The organism is Paenibacillus sp. R14(2021) (assembly GCF_019431355.1).
Taxonomy (GTDB): Bacteria; Bacillota; Bacilli; order Paenibacillales; family Paenibacillaceae; genus Paenibacillus_Z.
The window spans coordinates 1,081,489-1,104,819 of sequence record NZ_CP080269.1; the positions used below are offsets into that span (position 1 = coordinate 1,081,489).

Annotated in this window: 25 protein-coding genes and 1 riboswitch; of the genes, 3 read left to right on the plus strand and 22 right to left on the minus strand. The window is 51.5% G+C overall.

Annotated features, from left to right (window positions below):
• Positions 1-3: 3 nt before the first annotated feature.
• A riboswitch (cobalamin riboswitch) is annotated at positions 4-148 on the minus strand.
• Positions 149-385: 237 nt separating this feature from the next.
• Entirely contained in the window at positions 386-505 is a 120-nt protein-coding gene (locus KXU80_RS28385) for a substrate-binding domain-containing protein (RefSeq protein ID WP_374987776.1), read from the plus strand.
• A gap of 118 nt (positions 506-623) precedes the next feature.
• Positions 624-1,289: a molybdate ABC transporter permease subunit gene (gene modB, locus KXU80_RS05215; protein WP_219837203.1), complete on the plus strand. Its 666-nt coding sequence runs from the start codon at positions 624-626 to the stop codon at positions 1,287-1,289.
• Positions 1,290-1,363: 74 nt separating this feature from the next.
• Here the strand turns inward: modB and KXU80_RS05220 are convergent, their stop codons facing one another.
• The gene (locus KXU80_RS05220; protein ID WP_219837204.1) at positions 1,364-1,927 is read right to left on the minus strand and encodes an AAA family ATPase; all 564 of its coding nucleotides are present in this window, start codon (positions 1,925-1,927) and stop codon (positions 1,364-1,366) included.
• Between the two features lie 62 nt (positions 1,928-1,989).
• Here KXU80_RS05220 and KXU80_RS05225 point away from each other — a divergent pair, with 62 nt between their 5' ends.
• Complete coding sequence (locus tag KXU80_RS05225; RefSeq protein WP_219837205.1) at positions 1,990-2,307, plus strand: hypothetical protein; 318 nt, start codon at positions 1,990-1,992, stop codon at positions 2,305-2,307.
• A 92-nt stretch (positions 2,308-2,399) separates the two neighbouring features.
• Here KXU80_RS05225 and KXU80_RS05230 read toward each other — a convergent pair whose 3' ends face one another.
• The 21 genes from KXU80_RS05230 to KXU80_RS05330 form a co-directional block, all read right to left on the minus strand.
• Positions 2,400-2,996: a CDP-alcohol phosphatidyltransferase family protein gene (locus KXU80_RS05230; protein WP_219837206.1), complete on the minus strand. Its 597-nt coding sequence runs from the start codon at positions 2,994-2,996 to the stop codon at positions 2,400-2,402.
• A 3-nt stretch (positions 2,997-2,999) separates the two neighbouring features.
• Positions 3,000-4,079 carry an ABC transporter ATP-binding protein gene (locus KXU80_RS05235; RefSeq protein ID WP_219837207.1) on the minus strand — a complete coding sequence of 360 codons (1,080 nt, stop codon included), beginning with the start codon at positions 4,077-4,079 and terminating at the stop codon, positions 3,000-3,002.
• Entirely contained in the window at positions 4,042-4,908 is an 867-nt protein-coding gene (locus tag KXU80_RS05240; RefSeq protein ID WP_219837208.1) for an ABC transporter permease, read from the minus strand. Before KXU80_RS05240 ends, KXU80_RS05235 begins: the two co-directional genes overlap by 38 nt.
• Positions 4,880-5,776, minus strand: coding sequence for an ABC transporter permease (locus KXU80_RS05245; protein ID WP_219837209.1), 897 nt, complete (start codon positions 5,774-5,776; stop codon positions 4,880-4,882). Before KXU80_RS05245 ends, KXU80_RS05240 begins: the two co-directional genes overlap by 29 nt.
• The gene (locus KXU80_RS05250) at positions 5,757-7,034 is read right to left on the minus strand and encodes an ABC transporter substrate-binding protein (RefSeq protein ID WP_219837210.1); all 1,278 of its coding nucleotides are present in this window, start codon (positions 7,032-7,034) and stop codon (positions 5,757-5,759) included. Before KXU80_RS05250 ends, KXU80_RS05245 begins: the two co-directional genes overlap by 20 nt.
• Positions 7,035-7,166: 132 nt before the next feature.
• Positions 7,167-8,597 carry a dihydrolipoyl dehydrogenase family protein gene (locus tag KXU80_RS05255; RefSeq protein ID WP_219837211.1) on the minus strand — a complete coding sequence of 477 codons (1,431 nt, stop codon included), beginning with the start codon at positions 8,595-8,597 and terminating at the stop codon, positions 7,167-7,169.
• A gap of 18 nt (positions 8,598-8,615) precedes the next feature.
• Positions 8,616-9,257: a TVP38/TMEM64 family protein gene (locus KXU80_RS05260; RefSeq protein WP_219837212.1), complete on the minus strand. Its 642-nt coding sequence runs from the start codon at positions 9,255-9,257 to the stop codon at positions 8,616-8,618.
• Positions 9,258-9,356: 99 nt separating this feature from the next.
• Positions 9,357-9,812, minus strand: a complete 456-nt coding sequence (locus KXU80_RS05265; RefSeq protein WP_219837213.1) for a DinB family protein — start codon at positions 9,810-9,812, stop codon at positions 9,357-9,359.
• A 64-nt stretch (positions 9,813-9,876) separates the two neighbouring features.
• Positions 9,877-11,010 (minus strand): peptide-methionine (S)-S-oxide reductase MsrA, encoded by a 1,134-nt coding sequence (gene msrA / locus KXU80_RS05270; protein WP_219837214.1) that lies wholly within the window; start codon positions 11,008-11,010, stop codon positions 9,877-9,879.
• A 374-nt stretch (positions 11,011-11,384) separates the two neighbouring features.
• The gene (locus KXU80_RS05275) at positions 11,385-12,731 is read right to left on the minus strand and encodes an MFS transporter (RefSeq protein WP_219837215.1); all 1,347 of its coding nucleotides are present in this window, start codon (positions 12,729-12,731) and stop codon (positions 11,385-11,387) included.
• A 188-nt stretch (positions 12,732-12,919) separates the two neighbouring features.
• On the minus strand, positions 12,920-13,351 hold the full coding sequence (locus KXU80_RS05280) for an Ohr family peroxiredoxin (RefSeq protein WP_374987754.1): 432 nt from the start codon (positions 13,349-13,351) through the stop codon (positions 12,920-12,922).
• 45 nt (positions 13,352-13,396) lie between these two features.
• Entirely contained in the window at positions 13,397-14,011 is a 615-nt protein-coding gene (locus KXU80_RS05285; protein ID WP_219837216.1) for a cysteine hydrolase family protein, read from the minus strand.
• Positions 14,012-14,045: 34 nt separating this feature from the next.
• The gene (locus KXU80_RS05290; RefSeq protein ID WP_219837217.1) at positions 14,046-14,822 is read right to left on the minus strand and encodes an SDR family NAD(P)-dependent oxidoreductase; all 777 of its coding nucleotides are present in this window, start codon (positions 14,820-14,822) and stop codon (positions 14,046-14,048) included.
• A gap of 59 nt (positions 14,823-14,881) precedes the next feature.
• Positions 14,882-15,457 (minus strand): TetR/AcrR family transcriptional regulator, encoded by a 576-nt coding sequence (locus KXU80_RS05295; protein WP_219837218.1) that lies wholly within the window; start codon positions 15,455-15,457, stop codon positions 14,882-14,884.
• A gap of 320 nt (positions 15,458-15,777) precedes the next feature.
• The gene (locus KXU80_RS05300; protein WP_219837219.1) at positions 15,778-16,164 is read right to left on the minus strand and encodes a GNAT family N-acetyltransferase; all 387 of its coding nucleotides are present in this window, start codon (positions 16,162-16,164) and stop codon (positions 15,778-15,780) included.
• 113 nt (positions 16,165-16,277) lie between these two features.
• Positions 16,278-17,624, minus strand: a complete 1,347-nt coding sequence (locus KXU80_RS05305) for a DUF4179 domain-containing protein (RefSeq protein WP_219837220.1) — start codon at positions 17,622-17,624, stop codon at positions 16,278-16,280.
• On the minus strand, positions 17,617-18,156 hold the full coding sequence (locus KXU80_RS05310; RefSeq protein ID WP_219837221.1) for a sigma-70 family RNA polymerase sigma factor: 540 nt from the start codon (positions 18,154-18,156) through the stop codon (positions 17,617-17,619). The genes KXU80_RS05305 and KXU80_RS05310 overlap by 8 nt, the downstream gene beginning before the upstream one ends.
• A 182-nt stretch (positions 18,157-18,338) precedes the next feature.
• A complete protein-coding gene (locus tag KXU80_RS05315) occupies positions 18,339-19,139 on the minus strand; it encodes a COG4705 family protein (protein WP_258171265.1) in 801 nt (266 codons plus the stop codon).
• A gap of 197 nt (positions 19,140-19,336) precedes the next feature.
• A complete protein-coding gene (locus tag KXU80_RS05320) occupies positions 19,337-20,023 on the minus strand; it encodes a response regulator transcription factor (protein ID WP_219837222.1) in 687 nt (228 codons plus the stop codon).
• 3 nt (positions 20,024-20,026) lie between these two features.
• Positions 20,027-21,496: a sensor histidine kinase gene (locus KXU80_RS05325; RefSeq protein WP_219837223.1), complete on the minus strand. Its 1,470-nt coding sequence runs from the start codon at positions 21,494-21,496 to the stop codon at positions 20,027-20,029.
• Between the two features lie 278 nt (positions 21,497-21,774).
• Positions 21,775-23,274 carry a malate:quinone oxidoreductase gene (locus KXU80_RS05330; protein WP_219837224.1) on the minus strand — a complete coding sequence of 500 codons (1,500 nt, stop codon included), beginning with the start codon at positions 23,272-23,274 and terminating at the stop codon, positions 21,775-21,777.
• Positions 23,275-23,331: the final 57 nt, after the last annotated feature.

The following is a 23,331-nucleotide window of genomic DNA, read 5'->3' on the forward strand; positions in this document are numbered from 1 at the left end:
CCCCCATTCCAGAATCGGAACAGTGGCTTGCCTGAGAACTCACTCCGCATTTACAGTGGCGGGACCGCGCCGGCTTCGCACCGGACTTCCCTATTAAGCAGCCGGATGAGCATTCATCCGGGCGTGCACCTTAGCCGTTATCTATGAAATTGTGAAGGTATATAGTAGCCTGTGCAGGTAGGATTGTCCAGCTTTGCGAGGAAATACGCGGGCGGTCTGCTCTGAAGCGGATGCCTGCTGCCTACGACTCTTCTTCAGTAGAGCCGCGAACTCTATTCTATTTATGTTCAGCTCTTCTGTTTCAGTACTAAATTATAATTAAACACTACAAAACATCAACTTCATATGTTACGATTGCGGACATGAAATCAAGAGCATCAAGAAAATCGCCGTCGCCCAGCCGAAATCCGTCCCTGCCGGACAATATGCCAAAGAAACCTTGACTGCGCGCGGCGTCTGGGATACGCTCCAAGATAAGCTTGTCTATGTCGGCGTCTTGAAATAATCGAAGCATGCTTTCAAAGCGAACGATTTATACACCTACCTGCAATCCAAAGAAGCAGATCCCGTACTTGTCAAATACGGATTTACGCTGCTAACTAATTCACGACGGGAATGATTCCGTGGACTGGAAAACCTTTCTAGCGCCCATCGCGCTTTCGCTTCAAATAGCGGTGATCGCTAGCGTGCTTGTATTCGCTGTATCACTGCTTATCGCATGGCGAATGGCCAGGGCGCGCTTCTACGGCAAAAGCATCCTCGAAACGCTGCTGCTGCTTCCGCTCGTGCTTCCGCCTACCGTCGTCGGTTTCGTGCTGCTCGTTATTCTGGGGAGACGCAGCTGGTTCGGCAAATTTTACGAATCGCTGTTCGGCGGGCCGATCCTGTTCACGTGGGAATCCGCGGTCATTGCGGCAGCGGTCGTTGCGTTTCCGCTTGCGTACCGCTCCATGAAGGCAGGCCTGCAGGGCGTCGATCCCGATCTCGAGAACGCCGCAAGAGCAATGGGTGCGAGTGAGTGGCAGGTGTTTCGGTATATTTCCGTGCCGCTCTCTTCCCGCTCGTTGACCTCGGGTTACCTGCTCGGCTTCTGCCGCGGTCTTGGCGAATTCGGAGCGACGCTCATGGTTGCCGGGAACATTCCAGGCCGAACCCAGACGATTCCGACAGCGATCTATGTCGCTTCCGACGGCGGAAGCATGACGCTGGCATGGGCATGGGCTGGAACGATGATTGTCATCTCCTTCCTCATGCTGCTCGTGTCCAACCGCATCACCAAGGATTCGTAATGCATAGCATCCAATGAAAAACCCTTCTCCCGGCATTTATGCATGGGAAGAAGGGTTTTCGTGTTCAATAGCCATTATCCGGGTTGAGAGGTTGTCGTCCCTCCCGTACTCGACGTGTCTATCCGTGCTTTAATGGTATTCACGATATCGTCAATCTCACGACCATCCGTCGGTATGTAGGTTTGGAAGCATGGATCTTGATAGGCTTCCACGCATTTCAAGGTCTGCTGAAAACACCAATTTCCTTCTACTTCCCCGCGCATTCTTAACCGCTCGAATATCGTTTCCTGGCTGCCGATCAAACAAAAATGATAGGTTTCGGCGTCTATTTGTTTAAGTCCATTAAATATGTAATGAAAATAGTCCTTATTACAGATGGTCATAGGAACAAGGATCGTTTTCTTGTATTTCTTATGCAGCTGTTCCGCGACTTGAACGACGAGGATCTTCCATAATTCCATATCTTGAAAATTGTCTGTTTGCTCTTCAGGCGCTTTGAGTTCGCTCGGAATTAGGTTGCGAAGCATGTAGCCAACTTCTTCTGGGTCGTAGATCATGCTGTTGGCCAAGGATGCCTGAAGCCAGCTCGCAATGGTTGTTTTCCCAACGCCGAAAGCCCCGTTAATCATAATGATCATCCGTATTCGTCCCCCTCTATTTCGATCCTGGTCCTGCCTAATTATACCTTAGACGAGTCCCATTGGCTTCGTATTTTCATAGAGTGAAGTATGAAAGCGAACCGGAGCTTCTGGATCCAACCGTGGTTTCGCTCTTCGTGCAGCGCGGCGGCGATGGAACGCTTGGAACAGGCACGCAAATCTTGTTTCAACAGTTTGACGTTCGGCTGCTCAGCACGCTGTACCCGATCAGCATTACAGCAGCCGATTTCCCGCCTGCGGCAGACGTCTTGACAGGTCAAATCCGTTACTCCCTCTTTATTGCAACGGACGGATTTATCGATTTCGTCGTGTCCGGCCCTGCTGTATTTAACGGTATCGCTGTCGCGGGGTCGACCTAGTACCGCTGCCGATCATGTTGTTGACTCTTTTGGCTTCACTATAGGGACAGGCCGCCGAACCACTCGGCAGCCTGTCCCTTCTTGCTCAAACGCTATTCCGCTTCGTTCTTGCTAAGCCATGCGTGAACATCCCGAAGATGCTTGAAGGCTGTAAGCACAAGGAGAGCGAAAAACAGCCACGATAGCTCTAGAATCGCGCCTGGAAACAGCATCATCAAGGAGAAAAACACGAACGCTTCCGTTCGCTCCAAAATCCCTGGATTATAATGAAAGCCTTTGGCTCCTGCATTCGTGATAACGTTGCCCGTAACGAGAAACGTCGTAATCGTAATCAAGATTGCAGCCAAATCAAGTCCTAGGGGCAAATAGGCGTCCGGATGGACGATCGCCAGCGCTAGGATCGATGAGCATTCGACGATCCGATCGAATGTAATGTCCAGAATCGTCCCCCATTTGGACGGCTTGGTCATTCTGGCGATCGTGCCGTCGACCGTATCGAGATAACCGGACAGCCACAGCACGATAACGGCTGCGATCGGATAACCTGCTGTGAAGACGACACTGCTTCCGACGCCCGCCAGCATCGCGGCCCAGGTAATCGTATTGGCGGATAATCCTGCTGATCGAAGCAGCTTCGCACCTCTTTCAATGGCCGGCTGCACGGTTTGACGCGCATAGGAATCCAACATGTGTTACGTCATCTCCTTCGGAAGACACCAGACGGTTGGGACAGCCAGGCGTACCCCCGTTTCAGCTCCTCGTATTGCATTCAAATAACCAAGCTGCTTGATTACAATCCTCACGCCGCTTACTCGCAATGTCACTTCCGTATACTCCCCGCGAAAGAAGCCGTCTTCGATTGTTGCTCGAATCGAAGATAATGAATCAAATTGAAGCCATTCTGATCGAATGACAATATCAACCGGCCCGTCCGGCACTTTCGTACAGCTCGGATTTACCTCCAGTTCCCCTAGAACGGTCGTTACTCGTGCCCCCCGCTTCCTACCGTCAATCGCATTGTCGAAGCCCATGAAATTCGCTGTCCATCGATTGGCTGGCTCGGAGTAAATGCTGTTCAGCGATCCTAACTGCTGCGCAGCACCATCCCGAAGGACGAGAAACCGGTCGCCAAGCGTCAAGGCTTCTTCCCGGTCATGCGTAACCACGATCATCGGAATGTCCCACTTCCGCTTCATATCGACGAGCCAGCGTCCCATTTGTTTGCGAAGCAGCGGATCCAATTGACTGAAGGGCTCGTCCAGCAGCATCAACTGCGGCTCGATGACAAGCGATCTAGCGAGAGCCGCTCGCTGCTCTTGGCCGCCGGATAGCGAAGCGATTGGACGACGGTAGAAATCCGCCATGCCAACCTGCTTCAGCATGTCTTCTGCCCTTGCCCTTCGTTCACGGGCGGGTAGCCCTCGCAGCTTAAGTCCAATCTCGACGTTCGCGCCGACCGTCAGGAATGGAAGCAAGTACGGCTTCTGGAACAGCATGGAGAGGTTTCGCTTCTCGGGCGGCAGATGGTGAATCGCCTTCCCGTCCATGAAGATGCTTCCCCGGCTTGGCCGCAATAGGCCGGCGATCAGCTGAAGCAGCGTTGATTTGCCGCTGCCAGACGGTCCAAGAATGACGAGCAGCTCCCCTTTCTCAAGGGAAATCGACTGCTCGGCTAGGGCAAACGATTTCGCAGCTTCATATTGATAGGCTAGGCCGGAGATCTGTAAAAAAGGCTTAGTGAATTGGTTCAGCTCCGCCCGCCTCCTTTCCATCGAAGCTTCCGTTGCAGGTTCCGTTGTAGCTTCCGTCGTAGCGATCCTTTTTCAAGGCCATGGCACTGAATATGACGATGAGCAGCGCCGGCATGACGAACAGCATGCATAATGCGCCAACGAGTGAATTGTCGCCGCTCGCTAACGAACTGAACAGCAGCATCGGAACCGTAACCAAATTACCGCCGCCGACGAAGACCGTCACCAAATATTGGCTCCACGAGATCAGGAAGCTAAATAACAGACTAAGCGACAAGACCGGCCGCAGCAGCGGCAGCTCGACAAAGTAAAACGTCTGGAGCCGGTTCGCTCCCAATAGGCGAACCTGCTTCTCGTAACCGATGTCGTAACCGGCATAGAAGCCATGCATCAAATAAACGGCATACGGGATCGCCTGGATCAAATGCGACAGCAGCACACCAAGCCACCGGTCAGCCAAGCCTAGCTTGAGAAACAAGACATGCACGCCGATCGCAATCGATATGCCGGGAAGCAACAGGGGCGCGATGAGCAGCAAACGAATCGTTTTTCCCCATCGCTTCACATAAAGACCCAGCGCGCGCGCTGCCGGATACGCGATTAATGCTGCGAGCAAACTAGTCGCTGCAGCCAATCCCAAGCTATGTATAATCGCATCCTTCACTTGCGAATGCGGCGAGAGCACATAATGCCATGCGCGCCACGACACGGTCGGCAATAAATCGGGAAATCGCCAACCTTTAGCTAATGACCACGCAAGGAGCGGAATAAACGGGACAAAAAAAAGCACGATCAGGATGGCATGCCATACGATGAAGCTTTTACGATGACGAATGCTGTTTTGTCGCATAGCCTTCTCCCCATCTCATATAAAGCACAATAAGCAATAGACTGATGATTGTGATGACGCCGTTTATAGCCATGGCTTCCGATCTGTGCGTCAAGTCCGGATTCAGATAAGCCTGATAGGCCAGAATCGGCAGCGTTGGCTTGCTTACGGAACCGAGCACATATGGAACTTCGAACGATCCGAACGTATAGGCGAACACGATGATCGACGAGGCTGTCAAAGAAGGCAGCATGAACGGCAGCGTGACGAGCCTCCATCGCTGCCAGGCATTCGCACCAAGCAGCTGAAGCTGCTTCTCGTAAGGAACGATCCAGGACTTTAGAATGCTGAGCACGGACACCGCAATGAACGGAACTTCTTTCCATACATATTCCAGCATGATGCCTATTCCTGCTTGATCGAGAATCAGAATCGGAAACTGCGACGGCTGCTGGATCAAGCCGGCCGCATACGCAAGACGCGAGATCAACCCGCTTTGTCCGAGGAGCAGCACGAGTGAAATTGCACCGACGACATGCGGAACCGGTAGATTGAACTGAAGCATGAAATGGAGCCAGCCCCCCTGCTTGCTGCTGTATCTTCGAAGCCCTTGCGCCAGAATCAGGGCGAACAATGCCGCGATTACCGTTGAAGCGAGGGATATTCCCAGTGAAAATAAGAGCGAGCGATAGAAGACGGAGGAATGAAACAGTGCCGAATAAGCATGCAGCGATAAAGTCGTCTTGCCGATTAGCGGGAAGTAGTCTAAGCTTTGCTCCCCGGTAATGAACAATCCGGCAAGAAACGTTCCTGCCACGAGTAGCAGCGCGGGAACGAGCATAAGGCTGAGCAGAATCCGCTTAACCGGCTTACTTGCCGAATAATACATGGGTTTTCCAGCCTTCTTCCAGAGCCGGCGTATAGGCTGCCTGAAGATCGGGCAGCTTGTGCTTCAGCAGCTCATCCGCAGGTACGGAAGCATCGCCGCTTTTGGACTTAAGCGCTTCGTACAGCTGCTTGTCGACTCCCTCCAGCTTGGAAGGATCGATACCAATGCCGTCTCCCCAGCCCTTTGCCGGATCGGACTTCTCGAACTGCAGCTTCGGCTCTAGAATGAGATTGGCTACGACCATCGCTGCGGCCTTGTGCGCGGCATCGTAAGGAATCGCAACATAATGATAGTCGCCGATTGTGCCGGTATCGAAGACGTACGGTCGTGCCGACTTAGGCAGTTTGCCTTTACCGATGTCGGTCGCGATTCCGCCAATGTCCTGCGTGAACGCAAAGTCCACTTCGTTGTTATTGAACAGCGTTGTAAGCTCGGCGACTGTTTTCGGGTAGGTTTCCCCTTTACGCCATAAGGATGGCTTAATTTCGTTCAGATAATTCCAAGCTTTCGCGGCTTCGGCATCGAATGCTTGTTGTTCGAAGGGCTTCGCCCAGTTCTGATAGCCGCCGCTCATCTCGTAAAATAATTGCTTCACAAAGCGCGTGCCCGTAAAGTCTGGCGGTGCATCGTATGTAAACCGTCCGGGATGGTTGATAATCCATGCCTTCAAGTCTTGGTAACTGCGCGGCAGCTCTTCTGGCTTAATTCGATTGGAATCGTACACGAATTGGAATTGCGCACTTCCCCAGACCGATTCGTAGCCCTCCGTATCCAAGCCGAAGTCCTTCTGGACGGCTGGATTCGAATAGTCGACGTATTTCGCATTTGGCAGCTTGGATGCGAAAGGACCGAACAACGCGTCTGCCTGCTTCAAGGTGGCGAAGTTCTCGCCGTTTATCCAGATCAAATCTACGCTGCCGTCCTTGGCTTTGCCCGCCTGCTTCTCGTTCAGCACTTTATTCACCGCTTCCGCGGTATCAGCAATCGGTACACGATGCAGGGTAATGTTATATTTCTCTTTCAACTCAGTTCCGTACTTCTGGTCTACGAATTCATTGATCGCATCGCTTCCGCCCCACATGTACCAATTGACGGTTTTCCCTCTGGCTTCAGCCAGCACATCATCCCAGCTGCCTGATAACAGCGCCGCATTCGAATCCGCATCCAAGGCTTTATCGCTCGTACGGCTGTAGGAACACGCAGCTAAGGTCACGCTCAGCATGCATAGGACAAGAGTGGCGAGAAGATATCGTTTCATTGTCATAAGGACCACCCCGGTCTTTATCATTTATGGTTGATGAATGAACCCTAACTACTTAGTTTGTTACAGTTTTAGCCCTTTATGGTATAAACTATGCGTTCGTTTGTTCGGCAAGCACTGCTCATTACGCTATCGAAACCATTTCACGTATGTCTTCATGAGCCGTCCTGCAATTCCGCCTTGAAACAGCTTATCCCGCCAATATTGATCGGCCGTTTTCATGAAGGCTTCGGAGCGGGCCGGGTACGGATGCACCACATGCGAAATGTCGGGCAGCTTACGGCCGAAACGTTTCATAAACACGGCTTGCTGCATCCAATCCCCTGCTCCGTGCCCAGCGGCATGAGCGCCTAGTATCAATCCTTTACGATCCGTAATGACCTTCACGATGCCTTCCGTATTCCGGTCGGTTATGAAGCGGTCCACATGATCGAGCGTTACTTTATATACCCGGATATCATTGCCCATATGCTGACGCGCCTCTTCCTCCGTCATGCCCAGATGGAAGATTTCCGGATCCGTATAAACGACCCAGGGCACGTTCGCGTAGCTGACCTTACGTTTCAGGCCGAACACCGCGTTACCGACGACAAGCTTTCCTTCCATACCCGCGGCATGCGTGAACGGAAATGGTTTGATTACATCTCCGACCGCATAGATGTGCGGGATGCTGGTCTGAAGCGTCTTCTTTACGGCGACATGGTCGCCATCCATTTGCACGCCTATTCGCTCAAGGCCAAGGCGGTCAATATTCGGCCTGCGGCCAGTGGCAATAAACAGGGCTTCTGTCTCGAGGTGGAGCTGCTCCCCGTTTTGAATAATCGTTACCCGTTTCTGTCCATCGGGCAAAGCTTCGACTTTATTCGCACTTGCGCCAAACATCACGGTCATCTCTTTGTCCAGAGCAGCCTGCACGTAAGGGACGAGATCCGCGTCTTCATTAGCCAGCAGCCGCACTGCACGTTCGAGCACCGTTACTTGAGTGCCAAGACGGGCAAAGGCTTGCGACAATTCCAGACCGACCGGACCGGCACCGATGACGACCATAGTCTTGGGCAGCGCCTGCATGTCGAAGACGCTTTCGTTGGTTAAATAATCGACATCGCGTAAGCCTTCGATCGTTGGAATAGCCGTGCGAGAGCCCGTCGCAATGACGATTCGTTTACCGTACAGCACTTCGTCGCCAATCTCGATGAGATGCTTGTCTCGGAATTGGCCGTGGCCTTGGTATACGTCCACGCCCAAGCTGCGGAACCTTTCTCTGCTGTCGTGAGGCTGAATGGCCGCTTTGGCCGCCTGCACCCTTCCGTAGGCTTCGAGGTAATTGGCTTCGCCCTGCAAGGTCAATCCATAGGCTTCCGCGGCTTTCTTGGCTGTATGCAGCTCTTTCGCTGCGGCAATCAGCGCCTTGGAAGGCACGCATCCGGTATGTAGGCAATCGCCTCCCGGTTCAGGCTCTTTCTCAATCAAGGCCACCTTCACCCCGAAACCCACTGCGCCTGCCGCCACGGTTAATCCGCCGGATCCGCCGCCGATAACAATGAGATCATAGCTTTTCATCGCAGATGCCCTTCCTCTCTATGCTTTAGGAACCACGCGTTTTTTCAAGATAACCGGAATAATGGTGACAAGCGCAAACACGATCACGGCCAGGATGATGTACGACTTCTTGCCTTCAAGGAAACTCGAGCCTAGAAAGTTGTAAGCGAACGTGCCGGGCAGGATGCCGAGCAGCGTACCGAACAAGAAGGCGGTAAACCGTACTTTGGCCAGACCTGCCCCATAGCTGATCAGATCGAACGGGAATATAGGAATGAACCGGAGAAACAAAATATAGATGAAACCCTTCTGCTGCAGCTGCCCTTCAAGCTTGCCCCATTTCGTCCTCGCCTTCATCGAAACAAATCGATCTCCCAGCAACCTCGCTAATCCGAAAGCGAGCGCTGCCCCTAGCGTCGCGCCGACGATCGTATACACCGTTCCCCAGAGCGGACCGAAGGCAAGTCCGCCAGCCAAAGAAAGAACGGACGCCGGAAACAAGATCAACGGACGCACGGCATAGAGAAGGATGAACAGTGCCGGCGCAGCCCAGCCGAAGGTTAATATCCAGGTGCGGATCCCTTCCGGACTCAGATGCAGCACATAGTGATTAAACGCCAGCAGCCCTAGGATGACGAGGACGGCCGCTGCGGGTTTTACAAGCTTCGATCTCAGTTTCATGACACGTCTCCTTTACAGGCAGTTTAACCGGGAGCTCCAGTGATTATGAAAAAAACCAGCAGTTCAAAGCAGAACTGCTGGTTGTTCTTGCAACTATCATCATTTCAACGCATTATTCATTCCGTATACGACGCCTTGGTGATAGAACAGATGCAGCGATGTTGCATAGATCAGCTCGCCAATCGTTTCGGCTTTCAGGAAGTTCTCCTTAACGGGTTCGCCCAGTCTGTCCTTCAACGTTTCCTTGAGATATTCGCGGTGCAATTTCAGCTGCGCCATCAGCGTATCCCACGCCGGAGCTTCTTCTTCCCAAGCCGTCGGTATCGTGCCGTAAGCGAATAACGCCTGGTAGGAATCAGGAAGAACGAGCGGCTGCTCCGACAGACTGAGCACATGGAACTGCGTCACGACAAGAACGTGGCCGAGATGCCAGTGGATATGGTTTTTGAAGCCTGCGGGAATGATATTGCGTTTCTCAGGTACAGACTGCTCGAATACCTCGATCAATTGATCCATGTGTTTGTCGAAGACATGCCATGCGAATTCCGTTCTCATCGTATAATTCCTCCAGTAAGTTAGGTTTGATGAATGATGTTGAAGCAGATTGGATAAGGCTTACTTACTCGGCAAACAGCTTGGCATAAGCGCCGTAGCCTCTTTTCTCGAGATCAGCCTTTGGAATAAAGTCCATCGCTGCGGAGTTCATGCAGAAGCGCAGTCCTGTCGGTTTAGGGCCGTCTTTGAACACGTCTCCGAGGAAAGAGTCGGCGATGCGGCTTCTGACTTGTACGCCCGAGAAAATGCTGCCATGTTCTTTCAGTACGATGTTGCCTGGCTCGAGCGGCTTCGTAAAGCTAGGCCAGCCGGTACCCGCGTCGTACTTATCCTTCGAGCTGAACAACGGCTCGCCCGAGACGATATCGACGTAGATGCCCTCTTCTTTGTTATCCCAATACGCATTGTTGAACGGTGTTTCATCTTGTCCGTTCTGCGTGACGTTATATTGGAGCTTCGTGAGTGTTTTCAGCTTTTCTTCTTTGTTGAAATCTTTGTCGTAGCTTTGACCGGCACTGAACTTCACTTCCCGATCCTTACCCCAAACCTTGTCTAGGAAGCCGTCACGGCCGGAAAACATTTCGCTCATCTTATAGCTGAGCGAATGATTGATATAGTAGTCCTGATGCTCATTCTCTGCTTTGTAGAACGTCGTTGCTGCATCAATCCTCGTCACGATCGGCTTGTTGAACCGTTTGGACGCCTCCAGCTCCTTCACGGAAGCTTCCACCGACTTCTGCTGCTCATCGCTTGTATAGAAGACGGCTGATTGATATTCATTGCCGCGGTCGCCGAATTGGCCTTCCTTATCGGTAGGATCGACGTTGCGCCAGAATACTTGCAGCAGCTCGTCATAAGAGATGACATCCGGGTTATAGTGAACTTCGACCGATTCCAGATGACCTGTCGTTTCTGAGCCCACTTCTGCATACGTCGGATTTTCCTTTTGCCCGCCCGTATAGCCTGTATATACGCTCAATACACCGTTAAGCTCTTGGAATGCCTCTTCCATATGCCAGAAGCAGCCGCCCGCGAATATGGCGGTATCAGTCGACGTATTTGCGTTCTCATTAATTGTGGTCAGCACGTCCTGCGCCTCGGCAACTCTGGATTTGTTGAGTGTACCGTAGACGAAATAACCAATTATGGCTATTAGCGCTATGGATACCGCATAGAATCTAACCTTTTTCCTTTTCATAATCCCTTACACCTCCGTGAAATCAATTGGGGTTTATGTATCCCCGTTAATCAACTGCTGCTCCCGCATACGTTCTCCGACTGCGACCTTTTCTTCCGCGTTCATCACTTGTCTCGCGCCGACCGCCTCCCTTTTCCTTACACTTAGCATTTTAACAAGTCGCGGGCGTGGGATAATCTGAGAGAAGTCATGTCTTTGCCGGTGAAAATCAACGCAATTTACCGTTTCGTCATGCTCGATGAGAAGCACTATGCCAAAAGTCATGTTAAAGCAGCGGCCTCGGCTCGCAATGAAGCAAACGTCTTAACTGGCGAAGCTTACCAGAAAACAAAAAATACCGCGATTTCCGCGGTATTTGCTCATTGGCTGTTCGATTATTTCGCCGTCTCTGCCGCGCTTGACGCGCTGCTCAACCGACGGGCGGAATCGGCATACCACAGCAGCACGCATAAGGAGCAGATGCATACCCCGATTAATACGCCGTACACATGCTTGTAGGCGAGAACTAGCGTGTGCTTCGCTTGCAGCTCGAGCAGCAGACCGCAAACCGCAACGGAGAACGAACCGCCGAAAAACTGGACGAGCTGCATGAAGCCCATGCCCGAGCCGATCAGCTTGGTCGGCAAAATGCGCGAGGTTTCGTTGTTTAACGATGCGATCGTTGCAGACATCGCCGGCGAGAAGCACAGATAACCGATCAAAATAACCGCCCATGAGGCGCTGAGTTCCGCCCGGAAGACAATCAGCACGACCGCCAGCACGATATGCCCTAGAACGAGAAACCGCACATTCCCATAGCGGTCGATCCAGCGGCCGACGTAGCGCGCGAGAAAGGCAGACAATAGAGCGCCAGGCGCAATGATAAATCCGATCTTAAGCGGCGATTGGCCGTACAGGTTCGCCAGCGCGAGCGGCATCAAAAACAAATTGCCGAGATTCAGCATCAATGTGCAAAACCCGACGACAAGCAGTTTTCGATAAGCCGGCTTTACGAGCAGCTCCGAGTTAATAAAGGATTCTTTCGCCCGTTTGAGATGCCAGGCATGCGCCGCTATCGAGACCAGCCCGATGACCAGCCACAGAGCCGAGCGCTGCGTCACGGCCGTCAGCAGCGCAACCGCATTAACGACGGTCAAGATCGCACCAATCACATCGAACCGAAACGGCTTCGGCTGTTCCTTAGGAAGCAGGCGAAGCAGAATCGGAAGCAGGAGAAGAACCAGGCAGGTGACGGCAAATAACCCGTTCCAGCCGAAGTATTCGCTGATGATCCCGCCGACGATCGGCCCGAGCCCGAAAGCCATTGCCGAACCTGACGAGATCATCGCTATCGCCCTGCCCCGCCTCTCGTACGGAATGTACCGGCTGGCAAGTACTAACCCGAGGCCTGCCATGGCGCCGGCCCCCGCCGATTGGACGATCCGAGCAAACAGCAGCGTCTCGAAGGTTGACGCGAAGATGCCGAAGACGGAAGCGAGGCCGAGGATGATGAGCCCGACAGCGATCAATCTTCGAATCTGCAGCACGTCGGAGAGCCTGCTGTATATCACCGTAGATAAGGCGTAGCCAATGGAGTAACTGGAAATAATCCACGATCCAAGTGCCGCAGATACGTCGATGTCGTGGATGATACTCGGTAAGGAGACGTTGAACATCGTTGTATTCATGATGACGATGAACAGTCCGAACGTCCAAACCGGCATGACAATTTTGTCGTTCATTTTGATGCCGCCTATCTATTCCTTGATAGTTAGATGATGTAATCAGAAGTTCATTTTTGCAAGCCAGCGATGTACTTTGTAGCGCGCGCCTCATCGCCTCTTCGCTTGGGACCGCTCCTCGATATCGCCCTCGGGTGGCCGTCGTACAAAGAGGCAGATGAAATGCGCGAGCTGATGGAGCCTAAACGTTAACCGACAAGATTCGTTTGGATTTCGATATTGCCGACAGTAGCTCTGTAATACGGGCAGATGCCGTGAGCTTCCTCGATGACTTGCTTCGCTATGTCGGATGCAACGCCTTTAACCGTAACGTCCAGCTTCACCGCCAGCACGAATTTGTCTTCGGTATCCTTGCCGAGCGTCACTTGGGAAGCGATTTGAATGCTATCCGCTTTGATCTTCTTGTTGCGGAGCGCAACGCCCATCGCGCCTTCGAAGCATGCGGCGAATCCAGCTGCAAACAACTGCTCGGGGTTGGTTCCTTCTCCACCGGGTCCCCCTAATTCTTTAGGTACTCTCATACTCACGTTCAGGTAGTTGTCCGAGGAAACCGCCCTGCCTTCTCTTCCACCTTCAACGTTTACGGTAGCTGTGTACAATGGTTTTTCGATTTTAATCATGTTCAAGTCTCTCCTTTGATTTAGGTTTTGGATGGCACTGCTTGATTAAAGCGCTGCAAGCAGTTCTTCGGTGGTCAAGATCGCATGCGCATAGGTCGGACCGTTAATTTCATGGGCCGCATGCATCCCTTCTTTAGTGAAAGCCGCCGTCGCATCTTTTACAAGGGTAACATGGTAACCAAGCTCCATGCCGAACCGCGAGGTCGCCTCGATGCACGTATTGGCCAGCATGCCGACAACGATAATCTTCTGAACGCCGTGCATTTTTAGCTGGTGGTCCAAATCTGTATTCGCGAATCCGCTGCTCGCCCAATGTTCTTTGGCAATCACGTCTCCCTGCTGAGGTTGAAAATCCGGATGGAACTCACCGCCCCAGGAATCTTTCGCAAACACTTGTCCTTGTTTAGCTTTAAGCTGGTAAGGCGTCGGATGCTTCCACGTGTCGAAATCACCAGGCTCGGAGCGGTGATGCGGAACGAAGAACACTTGAATGCCGGCTTTTCGAACCGCAGCAACGATTTTCTTCAAGTGCTCGAGTGTGTTTACGGCATCCGCGACTTCTTTCGTACGCGGAAATAGCTTGCCTTCGGGCGACAAGAAGTCATTGTAAGGGTCAACGAGAAGAAGACCAGTTGTTGCTGGTTCGTAGGTGTTGGACATGGTTAAACATTCCCTTCTATGCTGAAAAAAATTCTTATCCTTGACGGTAAATTGGCGCTCCGAGCGGGGATGCTGCTGCTCCCCCATCCACGACGATTTCAGCTCCTTGCACATAGGACGAATCATCGGATGCCAGGAACAATGCGACTTTGGCGACCTCTTCTGGATCACCCATCCGTTCCATCGGTATCGAACGCGCATGGCCAGCCTCCAGCTTGGCAATGGCTTCCGGTGTCGACTGTTTCCAAATCGGCGTTCGTGTTGCCCCCGGAACCACCGTGTTTACGCGGATGCCTTTCGGCGACAATTCGGATACGAACACGCGAGCCATGCTGCTGATCGCTCCTTTGCTCGCTGCATAGGCAGACCGTGCCGGATAACCGTCGGTTGAGCGCGTCGACCCTGTCAAGATGACTGAGGCACCTTCCTTGAGATGCGGCAGCGCGGATTGTACCGTGATGAAGACGCCGGTAACATTAATGTTAAGAACTTCTTGGAATGCGGAGACTGAGGTGCCTCCAAGCGGCGTGGGAGCCGCAATGCCAGCATTCGCGTATACAATATCAAGCCGGCCGAATGCTGCTATGGCTTCGGATACGGCACGATCCATGCTGTCTGGATCAGCTGAATCTGCTTGAACGGCAATGACATTGCCAGCGCCCAGCTCCTCAGCCGCCGAGTTTAATGTATCTTGATTCCGTCCGGTGATGACGACCTTTGCACCTTCCGCGACAAACATTTTTGCGCTTGTCAATCCGATTCCGCTGCTGCCGCCCGTTATTAAAGCTACTTTACCATCGAGTTTACCCATTGTTAATTCTCTCTCCTTCACCTTAACATTCATGAAATAAAACAGCTGTAATGCGACTTTCATTTCAAGACCGACATATTCATGTCGATGATTTGGTTTAATTTTGCCTTATCCATTGTAGTCTTCACCATAACGCGCAGTCCGATTAAGGCATTATTCAAAAAAGCGGCTAGTCTTTCAGCATGCAGTGTCATCGGTATCTCACCGGATTGCTGACCTTCCACAATAAGATCGAGAATGAGCTGCTCTGTACGTGCCCAATCATGCTGCACCCAATCTCTGGCCTCAGCATCATGATTGGCGAGCTCAACCGCTGTATTTACCATAAAGCAGCCCTCAGGATTCTCATCTCGATGCCGGATCGCGTTATCAAATAACGACCGAATGGCTTCCGCAGCTGACTTGGTATTCGCCATTCGTCGCTGCTGGGATTCCTCGAGCATTTCACTGTACCGTTTTAACGTTTTGATATACAGGGAGCGTTTATCTCCGAAGGTATCGTACATGCTGCCCTTGTGTATACCCATATGTGTAACGAGCTCCTGCATGGATGTTTTCTCGTAGCCCTGATGCCAGAATAGTCGCATTGCCTTGAGCAGAACGGCATCTTGGTCGAATTCCTTGGTTCTAGCCATTGCCGTGTTCCCTCCTTTCAGATGCAACTTTATCATATCAAGAACGATCGGTCAAAATAAATTTGAACGATCGTTCTTGAATGGAAACGAGGGATGACGGTTTAAATGCATCTGTAGAAGTAAATACTAACAGCCGCGCCGAAAGCGATTGGCGCCGTCGTATACATTCCGATGCAATTCGTAACCGAGACGATCAAGGCTCCAATCGTAAATGACAAGGTGAACCAAGTCGTTCAGATCGGCAAGCTCGCCGTTGTGGAACAGTTACCACCCTGGCCGCGACGCGCAGCCGCCCTGAATAATTGAGGTTCCGCACACCATCATCGCTTTCGCCAAAGCCCCCCCGCGCAAGGTGTGAACCCGCATCTCTCATAGAACGATAGATGCTTCGCATCAAAGGTTAAGGTGATGATTTCGATGCCGCGCCGCTCAGCTTCGTTCACGAGCTGCGTGACAAGCCGCTCTCCTATTCCCTGTCTACGATACGCAGGATGAACGATGATATCTTCCAAATACCCATGCTGCAAGCCAGTTCCTGCGATGTATCCAAATGCGATAAGCAGCCCCTGCTCGTTTCGTGAACCCGCCCAGAAATTGCATTTCTCTAACAACGTATTGTAGTCCTGATCGCGTCTCTCCCAACCGACAGCTTCTCGCAGGTCCGGCACTTCATAGGATTCAAGCGCCGGATTCAATTGGATGTTCATGTGAAATCCCTCCCCACTACCAAACATCCCATTCGAGCGAAATGAAATCCTGCCGAGGATCGGCCACGCTTTTATGTTCGTTAACTCGATGTCGCAATGATCCCACTCGCTCCCTATTTAACTCTAACATTGATGTCTCCATATATCCGGGACGGATAGTCCGTAATCGAGAGCGTTAGCGGGTTGGTATAGCTCGTATTCTTAATGAAGTATTGGTACTCATCGCCTGTCGATCCGGTCCTGTTGGATTCAAAGCGATGACCCGAAGCATCCGCGTACGTGCTGTCGAATATGCTGAACTGTCGATTCTTATTATCCATCGGGTCCTCTCTCTTAAGTCCGAAGACGAGAATGCGCTGGCCGTTCTCCGCGCTGGTGCCGATATCCTGGAGCGTTAGCCGGTCGTCCGGTCGGGCGAGCAGCTTCTTGTTCGCAAGGTCAACCTTCACTTCCAGTTTCGCTTTGTCCAGCGCGCGGATACTGCTTGCTCGCAGGTAGAGTTTGCTGGGCTTACGGAAGTAATTGCTTTGGATATATAGCAGCTGACGGTTCTCAGACACGATAGAACCGGAAATGCCGTTACTAATTGTACCGAAGGTTTCACCATGTTCATCCTCGATTCGCAGATTGTCGAAATAGAACAATTTCTTCGTATTGTTTGGATCGTAAACAACCTCGATTCCGATCCTCGTCGGATAGACGGTCATTTGCCCAAAGGTGATCCGCTGGCCTTCGACGGTAACGGTCTTGTTAAGCGCATAGGTTTCTCTCCGCCCTTCGAATTTTGTCTTATCGACGGGAATATCAAACGACCATGCCTTACGCTTAGATGCTGTATCGTGATCCTTGCCGACCTTCATTTGCAGCGATAGAACATCCGGAACTGCAGTGCCCTCTTTGAAATTCAGATCGATTGTGCCTTGCTTGCTTATCCAGTCCTCCTTGAAATCCGAAGCCCCATATAAGATGGAGGTATTCTGCTTATTTATCAGCTTCACATCTTGGAGATTTACGATACCCCGTTGACCGTTCATATTCTTAAGCGTGTAGAAGACGACCACCCGCGATTCATCGGCAAGGATGCCATCTATGGTCAGCTTGATGCCGTCATGCTCTTCAAAGCGGCCAACCTGCTGCATAAAGTCGTTTTCCAAGGCGAGCTGGAGCCCTTTGTCATAGTTGATAAGCTCGACAAGCGAGCGCAAGCCGGGTATATCACCAACATATGCGGCAACCACTGGGGAGAATCGTACAGACGCTACAGATACGAGAAAGAGGAGAACTGCCGTGTAAGAAGCCATTTTAGCCATCCATCTGCTTCTTCTGCGCTGCCTGCCGATCCGAATGCCGCTCCTAATTCTTTCCTCGATCTCGGAGGGGACGGCAATTTGCTCAATATGCGACTTCATCGCATCCAACTGCGGCCACTTCTGCTCTTTATGATCGCGATATTCATTCATGGGATTCACCGTCCTTTTCCAGCCGCTTACGCAGCCCGCCGAGGGCTTTATGCAGCCAAGTTTTTATGGTGCCTTCCGGCTTCTCCAGCGTTCTTGCGATCTCGGTAATCGTTAGATCATGATAATACTTCAGCTGTATGACATCCCGATAGTTGGCGTCCAGTTTCTCTATGGCCGATTCTAGTACTACTTTCTCTAATAATTCGGATTCGCCGCTGGATAGATGCGACTCTAAGCCGACTGCCATTGCCTGCAGTCTGCCGTTCCTGCGAGACCTCTTGTTTATCTCGTCCGCGCAATAGTTCATGAGTATACGGATCAGCCAGGTCCCCGCATAACGCGGTTCCTTCAATTTGTGAAGCTGCATATAAGCCCGGCACGTCACCTCTTGAATAGCTTCCAGCGAATCGTTTTCATTCTTCAAATAGGTGAACGCGATCCGGTACATTTTATCCTGGTGCAGCGTAATGAAACGATAGAAAGCAGCATCATCGCCGCGTTGGGCTGCATTAACCAGTGAATCGTTATCCAAGCGCTTCCTCTCCTGCCACTTTTCTTCTATACCGTTAGACGAATGAGACAGCAAAATGGTTTTACCTTTCTTGCAGATAAAGTGAAGCTTGTCTGCCGATCGTACGCTGTTATTTGTACCGCGGATCCAGCATCTATGAAAAAAAAGCCTGTCCAGTCAATGACCGAACAGGCTGCTTCCTCTCAATATTCCTTAGCCCACGATGTGTCAAGCTTCTTGCTTTGGGCGGGAGAACCGCCGCGGAAGACGACGAGAAGGACAATAAAGATCGTTAATACGAATGTCACCGGACCCTTGCCAAGCTCCATGCCGCCGCTGCTGTGAGATGCGGACAACCAGTCCGCGAACGAAGCGCCGACCGGACGCGTCATGATGTATGCGAACCAAAAGGCCCCGATTTCATTCAGCTTGAATAACCAGAAGCCGATCGCCGGAATGGCTAGAATTGCGGTGAACATGATTCCGGAAGCTAGGTAGCCAAGATGCATGTTCGTCGCGGTCATATCTCCGGCCGCCGTGCCAAGCGCGAATGTCGTAAGAACCGTGAGCCAGTAGAAGGTCTCGCGCCTGCGGGTATAAATACTGTGCACGGACAGTGTTTTCTCTTTCCTGTACCATACGGTGAGTATAGCCGCCAGCGCTGCAACAAAGAAGAGCGTCGAGGCAAGATACGGGATGCCGAGACCTACGCGAACAACATCGGCAGCCGTCGTACCGAAAATGCTGACCATGATAACGACAAGCCAATAGAAGCCCGCGACGTACCGGCGGACTTTGAATTGCAGGATCATCGCTGCAACAAAGATAAGTACGCTTAGCGGCGCGGATATGAGCGGGTTCAGACGCTCGAATAAATAATCCGAAGCGACCTCCCCCATCCCCGTCGTCAACAGCTTCGTCAACCAAAAGTAAAGCGTGATTTCTGGCACTTTGGCGAGCATGCCAGCTGAATTCCCTTGCATGGCCGATAATATTTTGTTCATGGCTAGCTTCTTTCCTCGTTTCAAATTGAATTTGTTAAAGACATCTTTGCTTGGACGATTCAACTTTAATGCCCATTCCTAAACCAGGTATGAACCATTCCTTATTTTTTTCTTAACTGTGTCTATCAAGGTGCTATCTTCGCTTAACAGGCCAAAAAAAAGAAAGCCCGATTCGACATCAGGCTATCCCTTTTCCATTATCCTTTGAAGCGGTAGCCGCTTCCCCACACGGTCTCGATGTAGGACGGATCGGCGGAATCCGGTTCGATTTTCTCGCGGATCTTCCGTATGTGCACCGTGACAGTCTGTAGATCGCCAAGTGCATCGATTCCCCAGATTCGCTCGAACAGATGGTCCTTACCGAATACCCGGTCCGGGTGCTGCGCTAGGAAATAGAGCAGATCGAACTCTTTGGTCGTTAGAACAGCTTCGACTTCATTCACGAATACCTTCCGCGTATCGGGATCAATGCGCAGACCGCGGATATGGATGTCATTCTTGGCATCCACTCCCCCGACTAGCCGGTCGTATCTGGCAATATGCGCCTTTACTCTGGCGACAAGCTCAGCCGGCTTGAACGGCTTCGTGATGTAATCGTCAGCGCCTAAGCCGAGCCCCCGTATCACATCAATATCCTCACGCCTTGAAGTGACCATCAGAATGGGAATGTTCTTCTTCTCGCGGAGCTTCCTGCAGACGTCAAAACCGTTCATCTTCGGCAGCATCAGATCGAGAATGATTAAGTCATACATGCCTGCCAAGCCCATCTGCAGGCCGATTTCGCCGTCGAGCGCCATGTCGACGCGAAAGCCGTTAATTTCCAAGTAATCCCGTTGAAGCTCCGAGATCGTTATATCGTCTTCGATGAGAAGAATGGTTTTCATGATTCATCCGTCCCTTGTCATAATGGGGAGACTCAGTTTGATGCTTGTTCCGGCGCCTGATTCGCTGGATGCTGCAATAACGCCGCCATGCGCATCCATGATCTGCTTCGCAATAGCTAGACCGAGACCACTCCCGCCGGTATGCGTATTGCGCGATTCGTCCGCGCGGTAGAACCGTTCGAAAATATGCGGCAGTGCCTCCGGTTCAATCCCGATGCCGTTATCCGCGATCATGATGATCGCCTTATCGCCCTCACGGCAAGCCGTTAATCGAAGCTCCGGTTCGGCTTTGTCCATATACCTCACACTGTTTTGGATAATGTTGCCCAGGACCCGCTTGAAATGATCTCGATCAAGAGATACGGCGGTGCGCGGCTCGAGCTGAATGTCGGCATGGAACGCTATCGATCGCTTCTCAAGCTCGAATTGCAGCTCTTCAGTCCAATCGCGCAGGAATGGAACGACATTTACCGTTTCGAACTGAAACGGCTGCCGGTTCAAATCCAACTTCGAGTATAAGAACAGCTCCTGAATTAAATGGTCCATCTCGTCTGCTTTGACGGCAATCGTTCGCAAATACTTCACGTTCTTCTCCGGCGTATCCGCGATGCCGTCCATAATGCCGTCGATATAGCCTTTGATAGCTGTCAGCGGGGTCCGGAGATCATGCGAAATATTCGCAATCAATTCTTTGCGATTCTCTTCGTACTGCAATTGGACGCGAATGGATTGAAGCAAGCGCGAGCGCATCTCCTCGAAAGCGATGCCTAGCTGGCCAATTTCATCCTGGCCTTTAACCTGCAGCCGGAAATCCAGATTGCCTTCCTTGATTTCACGGGCCGCATCCCGGAGCGCCTGCAGCGGGCGAATGATGCTCTTGGACATGAACGTCGTCAGCAGAATATGCGTTACGACCAGCATACACAGCAAGGCGACGAACAAGGTTGGGAAGAATTGGCGAATGAAATAGCTGATTGGATCGATCTTCGTCATGATGAAGACGGATCCCCTGTCGTTGTTGTGGTATTTAAAATCAAGCTGCATGTACAAATAATCCGAATTGCCCATCCGCTTGACGGGGTATTGGGTGAAGGCTTCTTTCCACTTAAATGCAGACAAGTCAAGCGAATCCCGCAGCGTCAGCGGAATGTTGGGCGAATGATAGACAACGGAATCGTTTACGCGAACGGCCATATCTGCATTATTGCGCTGCAGCTCCTTCGCGATCTCGTCTAGGTAGCTAAGGTCCATCAGCAAGTCTGGCTGGCGTCGGATGGATCGTTTGATTTCATTGGCGATTTGCTCCAGTGATTCCTTATCGAACTGCTCTTGGGTCATCTTATATATGCCTTGTATATTCTGCAGACCGCCTCTGAAGAATATGACCATTAGAAGCGAAAGAAGCAGAATCGAAACAAGCGGGATGACCAGCATCGCCGCATAGGACAGCAGCAGCTTTAACCGAATGGACATGCTGGAATTCTCCTCTGATTGGCTTCTTGGGTTCAAACATAAGGTATCCGAACGGAAAAAACAAGAGGTACCTGACGGGATCAAGCCTGCACCCTATTCAGCATAACCAAAGCATCTAAACGAATAGTAAACCAACTCTTAAAATTCTCTTAATTTCTTACCGGTGCGCGGATGTGCAGCCGCCCATGGACATAAAAAAGAACCTTCGATCAAGGAAGATCCAAGGTTCTTGCTGTCATATGCAGTCACTCATCATTTGCGTTTCGATTACGAGCGAGTCAGTTGTAGGCCAGCTCTTTCTTAGCCAAACCAAGCGACTCCGCTGTCGAAGCATGAATTTCTTGCAGAAGCTCCGGATTTTTCATAAGTGAAATGCCGTAAGAAGGAATCATTTCTTTGAGTTTCGGCTCCCATGCTTTCATGTGCTGCGGGAAGCATTTGTTAATGACATCCAGCATGACGTGAACGGCCGTCGAAGCGCCTGGCGAAGCGCCGAGCAATGCGGCAATCGAGCCATCGGCGGCGGTAATGACTTCCGTGCCGAATTGCAGCGTGCCTTTGCCGCCGGCTTCGGTATCCTTGATAACCTGCACGCGCTGGCCGGCAGTGACAAGCTCCCAATCCTCGCTCTTCGCGTTCGGAATGAACTCCCGCAGCTCTTCCATGCGTTTTTCTTTGGAAAGCATCACTTGCTCGATTAAGTATTTGGTCAAGGCCATGTTCTTGGCGCCTGCTGAAAGCATCGTTACGAGGTTATTCGGTTTGACGGACGTGATCAGGTCGAACACGGAGCCGGTTTTCAGGAACTTTGGCGAGAAGCCGGCAAACGGTCCGAACAGCAGCGATTTTTTGTTATCAATAAACCGTGTGTCCAGATGCGGAACTGACATCGGAGGAGAGCCAATCTTGGCTTTGCCATATACCTTAGCATGATGCTGCGCCACGACTTCTGGGTTGTTGCACACCATGAAGATACCGCTTACCGGGAATCCGCCGATATGCTTTCCTTCTGGAATTCCGGACTTTTGCAGCAGATGCAGACTCCCGCCCCCGCCGCCAATGAAGACGAATTTGGCCGTATGCTGTTCGATGCTGCCGCTGCTGTTGCGAATTTTCAATTTCCACGAGCCGTCGCTCTTGCGGACCATGTTGTCGACGCTATGTTTATACTTAATATCGACATTCTTGGTCTTCAAATGGTCGAATAGCATGCGCGTTAAAGCGCCGAAGTTGACATCCGTGCCGGTGTCGATTTTGGTTGCCGCTATAGGTTCGTTCGCTGGACGGTTTTGCAGAATAAGCGGTATCCATTCCATCAGCTTCTTCGGATCTTCGGAGAATTCCATGCCTTGAAAGAGCGGATTCGCAGACATCGCTTCAAAACGTTTCTTCAGGAACGATACATCTTTCTCCCCAAGCACCAAGCTCATATGAGGCAGGGCCGTAATAAAGTCCTGCGGCTTGCGGATCAGCCCGCTGTTTACGAGGTAAGACCAGAACTGCAAGGACAACTGATACTGTTCATTGATGTTAATTGCTTTACTGATATCTATAGAACCGTCCGATTTCTCGGTCGTGTAGTTAAGCTCGCATAGTGCTGCATGCCCTGTTCCGGCGTTATTCCATGCGTTAGAGCTTTCCTCGCCTGCGTTTTCGAGCTTCTCAAACACGGATATGTTCCATTCCGGCGCTAATTGCTTCAAGATCGTCCCGAGTGTCGCGCTCATGATTCCCGCGCCAATTAAGATGACGTCTGTCTTCGTTTCTCTGCTGCTCATGATTACCATCCTTATACCCTGAAATTTACAGAATGGATGTAGGCGCTCCTGCTTTGG